At 63.3% G+C, this 1349-nt stretch carries 2 protein-coding genes; both read left to right on the top strand.

The window, feature by feature from the left end:
• Positions 1-68: 68 nt before the first annotated feature.
• Complete coding sequence (locus ACFXKA_RS42825) at positions 69-392, top strand: transposase (protein WP_379431880.1); 324 nt, start codon at positions 69-71, stop codon at positions 390-392.
• Positions 392-1309 (top strand): IS3 family transposase, encoded by a 918-nt coding sequence (locus tag ACFXKA_RS42830; protein ID WP_379431881.1) that lies wholly within the window; start codon positions 392-394, stop codon positions 1307-1309. Before ACFXKA_RS42825 ends, ACFXKA_RS42830 begins: the two co-directional genes overlap by 1 nt.
• Positions 1310-1349 lie beyond the last annotated feature (40 nt).

A 1349-nucleotide genomic window follows, 5' to 3' on the forward strand; every position in this document is an offset into this window, starting at 1 on the left:
CTGAGGCTCCCCCCGGATAGTGGACACCTGATTCGCAGGACTAATGATCCTGCTGGAAGGATGTCCACATGCCTCCTCGCAAGCGCCGGTCGTTCACGGCCGAGTACAAGGTCGAGGCTGCCCATCGTGTGATCGATTCCGGTCGCACGATCGCCGAAGTGGCCCGGGAACTGGGCCTGAACGAGGGCCTGCTCAGCAACTGGGTCAAAGACGAGCGACGCAGGATCGCCGCCGCCGAGGCCCACGGAGAGAAACCGCTGGACGCGGCCGAGCGCGCCGAATTGTTGCGGCTGCGAAAGCAGGTCGCCGAGCTGGAGAAAGACAACGCTTTCTTGGTAAAAGCTTCGGCGTACTTTGCCGCGATGCAGAAGAACCGGCCCGGTTCGATCTGATGGCCAAGTACGCCGGCCCCGATGATCTCACCGAAACCGCCGGCACCGAAACACGCGAGGGGCAACGGTTTTCACTCACCCGTATGGCGCGGCTGTTGAAGGTTTCCACCTCCGGCTACTACCAGTACGTCAAGCGCAGGACGGCAACGGTTTTGACGCCACGCCAGCAGCGGCGCGCGGATCTGGAAGTGAAGATCACCGGAGTGCACGCCGACTCCCGCGGCACCTACGGGGCGCCACGGATCACCGCCGAGCTGCGCGAGCAGGGCGAACGGGTCACCGAGAAGACCGTCGCCAAGATCATGGCCTCGATCGGGCTCGAGGGCATCAGCCCGCGCACGTTCAAGGTGCGCACGACCGTGATCGACCCGGACGCATCGTTCCCACCTGATCTGGTGGACCGCGTCTTCGATCAGGGCCGCCTGGACGCGGCGTGGTTCACCGACATCACTTATCTCAGCTGTGGTGAGGGTGAGATGTTCTTGTGCGCGATCCGCGACGGGCATTCTCGGAAAGTGTTGGGCTACAGCATCGCCGACCACATCGGCGCCGACATGGTCACCGAGGCTATCGATTCCGCGGTCCAGACCCGGGGCGAACGTTGTCGTGGCACGATCCTGCATTCCGATCGCGGCGGCGAGTTCACCGCACACCTGACAGCGAAGGCATGTTTCCGCCACGGCTTGCGGCGATCGATGGGCGCGACCGGGATTTGCTGGGACAACAGCCCCGCCGAATCGTTCTGGTCGAGTTTCAAGCACGAGGAGTACTACCGGCACGTCTACGCGACGAAGACCGAACTCATTGCCGCGGTTGACAACTGGATCGACTTCTACAACACTACCCGGCGGCACTCAGCGATCGCGATGCAAAGCCCCGACACCTTCGAACGCTCACTCCGAGCGGCTGCCGCCTGAAACTCGTAAGCCCCCTGTCCACCATCCGGGGGGAACCTCA

It is taken from the genome of Nocardia sp. NPDC059228, assembly GCF_042754245.1.
In the GTDB taxonomy this organism is placed as follows: domain Bacteria; phylum Actinomycetota; class Actinomycetes; order Mycobacteriales; family Mycobacteriaceae; genus Nocardia.